8 protein-coding genes are annotated in these 7,693 nt (G+C 72.6%); 2 read left to right on the forward strand and 6 right to left on the reverse strand.

Annotated features, from left to right (window positions below):
- Nucleotides 1-86: 86 nt before the first annotated feature.
- Both VP06_RS29565 and VP06_RS29570 read right to left on the reverse strand, forming a co-directional pair.
- The gene (locus VP06_RS29565; protein ID WP_048467393.1) at nucleotides 87-692 is read right to left on the reverse strand and encodes a LemA family protein; all 606 of its coding nucleotides are present in this window, start codon (nucleotides 690-692) and stop codon (nucleotides 87-89) included.
- Between the two features lie 177 nt (nucleotides 693-869).
- The gene (locus VP06_RS29570) at nucleotides 870-2,867 is read right to left on the reverse strand and encodes a methyl-accepting chemotaxis protein (RefSeq protein WP_048467394.1); all 1,998 of its coding nucleotides are present in this window, start codon (nucleotides 2,865-2,867) and stop codon (nucleotides 870-872) included.
- Between the two features lie 360 nt (nucleotides 2,868-3,227).
- Here VP06_RS29570 and VP06_RS29575 point away from each other — a divergent pair, with 360 nt between their 5' ends.
- Nucleotides 3,228-4,067, forward strand: coding sequence for a hypothetical protein (locus VP06_RS29575; RefSeq protein WP_048467395.1), 840 nt, complete (start codon nucleotides 3,228-3,230; stop codon nucleotides 4,065-4,067).
- A gap of 8 nt (nucleotides 4,068-4,075) precedes the next feature.
- Here VP06_RS29575 and VP06_RS29580 read toward each other — a convergent pair whose 3' ends face one another.
- The 3 genes from VP06_RS29580 to VP06_RS37455 form a co-directional block, all read right to left on the reverse strand.
- Entirely contained in the window at nucleotides 4,076-4,360 is a 285-nt protein-coding gene (locus VP06_RS29580; RefSeq protein WP_156295841.1) for a hypothetical protein, read from the reverse strand.
- A gap of 159 nt (nucleotides 4,361-4,519) precedes the next feature.
- Entirely contained in the window at nucleotides 4,520-5,017 is a 498-nt protein-coding gene (locus VP06_RS29585; RefSeq protein ID WP_048467397.1) for a peptide deformylase, read from the reverse strand.
- An 8-nt stretch (nucleotides 5,018-5,025) separates the two neighbouring features.
- Nucleotides 5,026-5,196, reverse strand: a complete 171-nt coding sequence (locus VP06_RS37455) for a hypothetical protein (protein WP_197093317.1) — start codon at nucleotides 5,194-5,196, stop codon at nucleotides 5,026-5,028.
- Nucleotides 5,197-5,423: 227 nt separating this feature from the next.
- Here VP06_RS37455 and VP06_RS29590 point away from each other — a divergent pair, with 227 nt between their 5' ends.
- Nucleotides 5,424-6,971: a Do family serine endopeptidase gene (locus VP06_RS29590; RefSeq protein ID WP_048467398.1), complete on the forward strand. Its 1,548-nt coding sequence runs from the start codon at nucleotides 5,424-5,426 to the stop codon at nucleotides 6,969-6,971.
- Between the two features lie 291 nt (nucleotides 6,972-7,262).
- On the opposite strand, the gene VP06_RS29595 is transcribed toward VP06_RS29590, so the two are convergent.
- Nucleotides 7,263-7,693 (reverse strand): ISAs1 family transposase (locus VP06_RS29595; RefSeq protein WP_048467399.1); only part of this gene is annotated, 431 nt, incomplete at its 5' end.

The following is a 7,693-nucleotide window of genomic DNA, read 5'->3' on the forward strand; positions in this document are numbered from 1 at the left end:
GCGGCAGGTCGAGGGCGGCGGCCGCCCCGGCCCAGAGGATCAGCAGGAGGGCGAGGACCGCGCCCGCAGAGCCGCGCATCATCACCCTAGAACTTCACGGTCGGCGGGCGGCTGGCATCGGGGGTGGCGGTGAACGCCTCCATCGGCTTGGCGTCCGGATAGAGGGTGGAGGCGATCCAGCGGCCCGGAACGGTGCGGATCTCGGTGTTGTAGGCCTGCACCGCCTGGATGTAGTCGCGCCGCGCCACCGCGATGCGGTTCTCGGTGCCCTCGAGCTGCGATTGCAGGGCGAGGAAGTTGGCGTTCGACTTCAGGTCGGGATAGCGCTCGACGGTGACGAGGAGCCGGCCGAGGGCCCCGGAGAGCTGGTTCTGGGCGTCCTGGAACTCGCGGAACTTCTGCGGGTCGCTCACCGTCGAGGCATCGACCTTGACCGAACTCGCCTTGGCGCGGGCCTCGGTGACCTGCACCAGCACGTCCTTCTCCTGCTGGGCGTAGCCCTTCACGGTCTCGACGAGGTTGGGGATCAGGTCGGCGCGGCGCTGGTACTGGTTCTGCACCTCGGACCAGCGCGACTTGGCCGCCTCCTCCAGGGTCGGCACCCGATTGACCGCGTCGCAGGCCGAAAGGGTGGTGGCGAGGCCGAGCACCACGAGGGTGAGGCGCAGGCGGCCGAGGAGGGAAGCGGTCATGGCGGGCGGCGAGGCTCCTGAGGGCGGGGCGGCGCCTCCGGGCGCCGCGAGCGTTGCCGTGGACAGATAGGCGGCATTCCGCCGCGGACCAGCGGGGCCCGGATGCGTCCCGCGCCGAGGGTCCCGTCCGTGCCTCGAATCCCGCCGCCGGACCGGCGACCGGTTCGTCGTCGGGCGTCAGGCCGCCCGGATCGCGGCCAGGAACCGGTCGACCTGGCCCTTCACGGTCATCGACTGCGCCGAGAGGCTGCGGGCGGCGTCGAGAACCTGGCCGGCGGCGCGGCCGGTCTCGCCCGCCGAGGCCGTGACCTGGCCGATATGGCCCGAGACCGCCTGGGTGCCGCGGGCGGCGTCGGCGATGGTGCGGGAGATCGCATTGGTGGTCGCGGTCTGCTCGGTGACCGTCGCGGCGATCACGCCGGAGATCTCGTCGACCGACACGATGGTCTCGCCGATCTGCCGGATCGCCCCGCCGGCGCGCTCGGCGGCGACCTGGATCCGGGCGATCTGGTTCGCGATGGCGTCGGTCGCCCGCGTCGTCTGGCCGGCGAGCTGCTTGACCTCGGCGGCCACCACCGCGAAGCCGCGGCCGGCCTCGCCGGCCCGCGCCGCCTCGATCGTGGCGTTCAGGGCCAGCAGGTTGGTCTGGCCGGCAATGGCCGAGATCATCGACACGGCGGTGCCGATCTCGTCGGCGGCACGGGCGAGGTCGCCCATCGCGGCATCGGTCGATCGGGCCTCCTGCCGGGCGAGGCCCGCGACCTCGTTCGAGCGCAGCACCTGGCGCTCGATCTCCTGGAGGGAGGCCACCAGCTCCTCGGCGGCGACCGCGACGGTCTGCACGTTGGCGGCGGTCTCCTCGGAGGCGGCCTCCACCGCGCCGGCGCGCCGGTTGGTGCCCTCGGCCACGCCGGTCATCGCGTGGGCGGTGGCGTCGAGCTGGCCGGCGGCGGCGGCCACCACGTCGAGGGAGGCGAGGATCTCGGTCTCGAAACCGCGCACCAGCCGGTCGAGGACGGCGACGCGCCGGTCGCGGTCCGACTGGTCGGCCAGCGCCCGCGCCTCCATCTCCCGGCGCGCCACCGCGTTGGCGCGGAACACGTCGACGGCCTTCGCCATGTCGCCCATCTCGTCGACGGCGTCGCGGGAGGGCACCTCGATCGCGAGGTCGCCCTCCGCCAGCCGGGTCATCGCCCCGGTCATGCCGCGGATCGGCCGCAGGATGCTGCGGGCGATGACCAGCGCCAGGCCAAGGCCGAGGGCGATCACGGCGGCGATGAGCCCGACCAGGAGCCTGTGCGCGGCGGTCGCGGCGGCGGTGGTCGCGGTCGCGATCGTCTCGATGGTGGCCTCGATCGAGCCCCGGGCGGCGTCGCCGGCCTTCTCGATCGCCGCCATCTTCGGCTGGAAGCCCTGCTCGTAGAGCGCGGCGCTGGCGGTGAGCGCCGAGGCGGTCGCCTCGAACTGGTCCTTGTAGCGGCCGAGCGCCTGGCGCAGGACGGCGACCGGCTGGGTGAAGGAGCCCAGCACGTCCTGATCGGCCAGCACCTTCAGGGCGGCTTCGGCGGTGCGGAGATGCGCCTCGACGGTCGCCGGCCTGGCCGCATCCGTCGTCGCGAGGAAGCGCCAGCTCGCGATCCGCGCCAGCAGGGCGGCGGTCTCGATCGCGGTGGCGCGGCCCACGTCGGCGCTGGTGCCATCCGCCTTGACCGCGGCCATGAGGGCGGCGGACGCCTTGGCGAGGACGTCGCCGCCGGCGATCAGCTTTGTCCGATTGTCGCGGATCTGGGCGCCCAGCTCGCCGAGGCGGGCGGTGTCGGCCTTGAGGCTGCGCGCATTCGCCAGGATGGTGGCGTAGAGCGCCTTGCGCTCCGGATCGACGGTCGCGCTCTCGAACTCGGTGCCGATCGCGTCGATCCGGGCGATGGTCCGGTGCATCGCCGCGAGGCTCTCCGGATCCTGGGTGAAGCGGTAATGCGTCGCCTGGCCAGCGAGCTGGTGGGAGAACCCGTCGACCGAGAACACCCGGAGGGCCACGCGCTCCAGCGTCGCGCGCTCCTCGTAGCGCGCCGCGGTGCCGCTGCTGCTGCTCAACGCATAGGCGCCAAGGCCGGCGGAGAGCGCCATCAGCACCCCGAACCCGCCATAGAGGCGCGTGCGAATACCCGTCTTCACTGGAGGCCATCTCCTTGCCGTTACCTCGAGGTTAGCTTTGGTCTTTTGAAGGATGGTTAATGATTGCCGATGTCGGCCCGGTGTGCGCCGTCGCGCGGCGGGTTCCGACCGGGGCGGCACGCGCATCCGGCATTTGGTGCCGCGCCGCTTCGGCGTTATGGCCTGGCGGCGGCCGGTGCGGGCCGGTGCGGGACAGGCATGGCGAAGCGAGCGGCCGGCAGACCAGCGAAGAGAACGCCCGAGGGAACGGCCGAGGCGGCGGTCGGGGAGAGGAGGGCGCGGACGAAGGCCGCCGGGACCGGTTCGGCCAAGCCGACCCTGGCGGAGAGGGTGCCCGCATCGGTGCCGGAGAGCGGACCGGTGGGCAAGCCGCCCTCGGCGGCCTCCCTGTGGCGGGAGGCGCGCAACGCCGCCGCCCGGGCGCGGCTGGAACGATCCCTGCCGGTGGTGTTCCCGCTTCCGGTGCTCCGCCACGCCCTGTCGCGGCCCCTGGTGCCGCCGACGCCGCGGCTCGCCGTCGAGAGCTACTGGCGCCACCACATCCTGCGGGCCGACCGGCTGGCCCGGGCGCTCGCCGCCGCCTCCGGCCAGCCCGAGGGCTGGACCTGGCGTCTCGGCACAGGGACTCCTCCCGACGCACGCCGCCGCGGCAAGGCTGAGGACTTGACCGAGGAGAACCTGTCCGAGACGGCGCTTGCCGAGAAGGGCCTCGCCTTCAGCTTCCGGGTGCCGCCGGCGCCGTTCCGCGAGGCGCCCTACGACCGGGGCAAGGGGCATTGCTGCATCTGCGGCCAGCCGGTCTACCGCTTCGGCTGGCACCGCGACCTGTGGGGGACGGGCGCACCCAACCGCAAGGCCGCGTGGCATGCGGCCTGCGTCATCGCCTGGAAATTCTGGATCGCGCCGGCCGACCACGTGAAGGAGCTGAAGCGCCGCCAGGGGCATCGCTGCGCCCAGTCCGGCAAGCGCCTGTTGAAGACGGCCGAGGTCGACCACCGGGTGCCGCTCTACCGGATCTGGCGCGAGGAGCGGGCGCGGCCCTGGCCCGAGCTTCTCGGCTATTGGGGCCTGCCGAACCTCCAGGTCGTCAACCGGGCGATCCACGCCGACAAATGCGCCGCGGAGGCCGGCGAACGGGCGAGCGTCAGGCGGAGGGCGGCCGGGCCGGGGACGGGCGACCCCGCCGCCGGCATGGAGTAGGATCCCGGTCAGCGCGGGACGATGTGCAGCCCGTCATCCGGCAGCAGGTTGCGGGCCGGGCCGCCGGTCTGCTGGCCGCCGCCCTGCTGGTAGGCGGGCAGTTCGGGGCGGCGGTCGTTGTCGCCGCCGGTATCGTAGACCCAGGGCGCGGACCAGGGCGCGCGGCCGCCGACGGTGCCGGTGGCGTCGATGTCGCGCGGGCCATAGCGGTAGGCCGGGCCGGGCTGGGCGGTGGCCGCGAGGGTCGTCGCCAGCAGGGCGGCGGGGATCAGGAGGGTCCGGAGGGGGCGCATCGGCATCCTTTCCGAGGGGCAGGTCGTCCGAGAGGGAGAGGGCCGGTGACGGCCCCGGTTGCCGGGATAACGGCCAGGCTGGGCCCGGCGTTCCGGCGGAGCAGGGAGACGCGACCCTGCGGCCGGTCCGGTTAAGGCTTCGGTCGCGGCGTCCCGGCATCACCCCCGCCGCAGCTTGGCGTAGCGCTTGAGCACCCGGTCGCGCTTGAGGCGCGACAATCGCTCGATCCAGAACAGGCCGTCGAGCTGGTCGATCTCGTGTTGCAGGCAGGCGGCGGCAAAACCCTCCTCCTCGGCCTCGTGCGCCGTGCCGTCGAGGTCGTGGAAGCGCAGCCGCACCCGGGCCGGGCGCTCGACCTCCTCGTCGATGCCGGGCATCGAGACGCTGCCCTCGCGGTGGCGGGCGGTCTCGGGCGAGGCCCAGACCAGCTCCGGGTTGACGTAACTGCGCGGCGCGAGGTCGAGCCCGGCCCGGATGATCGTCAGCCGCACCGGCGCGCCGACATGCGGGCCGGTGAGGCCGAGGGCCGAGACGGATAGCAGCGTGTCGCGCAGGTCGCCCGCGAAGGCCCGCAGGGCGTCGTCGAAGGCGGTGACCGGAGGCGTGGCTCGGCGCAGGCGCGGGTCCGGATAGAGCACCAGGGGGAGGGCGGTCATCGGGCTTCTTAGCGGGTGTGGAACGATTCGGGCCACAGGCCGGCCCGCTCGATCCCCACGATCAGCACCACCACGACGAGGGCCACCGCGAGCGTGACCAGCAGGTTGCGGCCCGGCACGCCCCGGGCGATCAGCACCAGCACCAGCAGCAGGGAGATGACCGAGACGACGATGTCCATGGCGGAATTCCTGTCCTGACGAGGGGGGAGGGACCGGCCTGGGCCCGTCCGTCAAGCCGGGGCGCGGCCCGCCGTTCCGGCCCTCCCGGCCGACGGTCCCGCGAGGCCCGGGAGCGCCTGACCAAACCGTAATCCACGGGCCACGGCGCCGTCAGGCCCGCCGACCATAATGGCTCCATCGACCGGCCGCGAGCGCGGCCCTCGCCAGACGGAGCCTTGAGACCCCGATGACCCAGAAGACCGCGACCTCCCACGAGCCCCGCCGCTTCCACCGCAAGGCCCTCGCCTCCGTGGCGGCCGTCACCCTGGTGGCCACCGGGGCGCTCGGCACCGCCGTCCTGCCGCCCAGCACCGCGGCCTTTGCCCAGGCCCTGCCGCAGACCCCGATCACCACCGCCGAGCACCCGCCGGGCAGCTTCGCGCCGATCGTCAACCGGGTGAAGCCGGGCGTGGTCTCGGTGAAGGTGAAGCTGAAGGACGACGCCTCGGACGACGAGGAGGCTGGCGGCCAGAACCTCCAGAACGTGCCGCCGCAGCTGCGCGACTTCTTCCGCCGCTTCGGCGAGGGCGGCCAGGGTGGTGGGATGGGCGGCATGGCGCGCCCGCAGCGCCACGGCGGCGGCGCGGCGCAAGGCTCGGGCTTCTTCATCTCGGCCGACGGCTACGTGGTGACCAACAACCACGTGGTGACCAACGCCAAGTCGGTCGAGGTCACCCTCGACGACGGCCGCACCCTGCCGGCCAAGATCATCGGCACCGATCCGAAGACCGATCTGGCGCTGCTCAAGGTCACCGACGGCGCGCCGTTCCCCTACGTGAAGCTCGCCCACGGCGCGCCGCAGGTCGGCGACTGGGTGGTGGCGATCGGCAACCCGTTCGGCCTCGGGGGTACCGTCACCGCCGGCATCGTCTCGGCCCGCGGCCGCGACATCGGCGCCGGCCCCTACGACGACTTCCTGCAGATCGACGCGCCGATCAACAAGGGCAACTCGGGCGGGCCGACCTTCAACGTCTCCGGCGAGGTGGTGGGCGTGAACACCGCGATCGCCTCGCCGTCCGGCGGCAATGTCGGCCTGGCCTTCGCGATCCCGTCCGAGACGGTGCAGGCGGTGGTCGACCAGCTGCGCGCCGACGGCAAGGTCGCCCGCGGCTATCTCGGCCTCCAGATCCAGCCGGTGACGAAGGACATCGCCGACAGCCTCGGCCTCGACAAGGCCAAGGGCGCCCTGGTGACCAGCGCCCAGGACGGCACGCCCGCCGCCAAGGCCGGGCTGAAATCCGGCGACGTGGTTCAGGCGGTGAACGGCGAGGCGGTGACCGATGCCCGCGAATTGTCGCGCAAGATCGCCTCGCTGAAGCCCGGCACCAAGGTGGAGCTGACCTATCTGCGCGGGGGCAAGACCGAGACTGCCCAGGTGACCCTCGGCACGCTGCCGAACGACATCAAGGTGGCGAGTGCCGACGATCGCGGCGGGCGCCAGGGCGACAGCCAGCCGCGGCTCGGCCTGAGCCTCGCCCCGGCGGGTCAGATCGGCGCCGGCCAGGAGGGCGTCGCGGTGGTGGCCGTCGACCCGGACGGCCCGGCGGCAGCCAAGGGCATCCAGGAGGGCGACGTCATCCTCGATGTCGGCGGCCAGCCGGTCTCGACCCTGTCCGACGTCGCCTCCCGCATCCGCGCCGCCGAGAGCGACGGCCGCAAGGCGGTGCTGATGCGGATCAGGAACGACAAGGGCACCCGCTTCGTGGCGATCGGCCTGCAATCCAAGAACGGTTGATCCTTCGCGCATGCGATGAAGCGCCGGCCCCGCGAGGGGCCGGCGTTCTGCGCATCTCACGATGGGAAGCAAGGCGTCGAAGCGGGCAGAGCCGTCGTCGACGAGGGCGTTCCCGTTCAAGACGCGCCGAGCCGAGAGCGACGTCCGGAATCGACACTTCATCCCGGATCTTCGGCCTCTGCGTCACGAGCGGGCATCGCGGAACCATGGTTTCCCGACGGGCTTCCCCTGCACGAGGACGGGGCGCGCCCCGGACTGCCCCCGCCCACGCATCGACGCAGGGGAATCGCTTCAGCTTTTTGAAGGGTCTGCTGGTGTGTGTCGGAGAAGGGCTTCGAGGTAGTCGGGATTGAGATTGGCGAGCTTTCTGCGGGCCTTGAGGCTGTGGCGATCGTGTGGTGCGCGCACGAGGTTGATGGCCATGTGGCGCACGACTGCCATGTTCTGCGGGCCTGATCCGGTCCGCAGCCGCACGAGGTCGTCGTGGAAGACGACGTCGAGCACCCAGTGCAGGCGGTTCTCGGTCTGCCAGGGCGCCCGCACGGCGGCGGCGGAGGGCTTGGCGGCGAGCCTCGCTGGAGAGAGATAGGAGCGGCGCTCGTGTTCGATCCGGCCGGCGCGGTTGACCTGCGTCTCGATTATGCCGATCATCGCCCGATGAGGCATGTGCGGCGCATCGGGGGTGGGGCGAACACAGGGAAGCCAGGTGGCGTCCTGGGACA

This window comes from Methylobacterium aquaticum, assembly GCF_001043915.1.
Classification (GTDB): Bacteria; Pseudomonadota; Alphaproteobacteria; order Rhizobiales; family Beijerinckiaceae; genus Methylobacterium; species Methylobacterium aquaticum.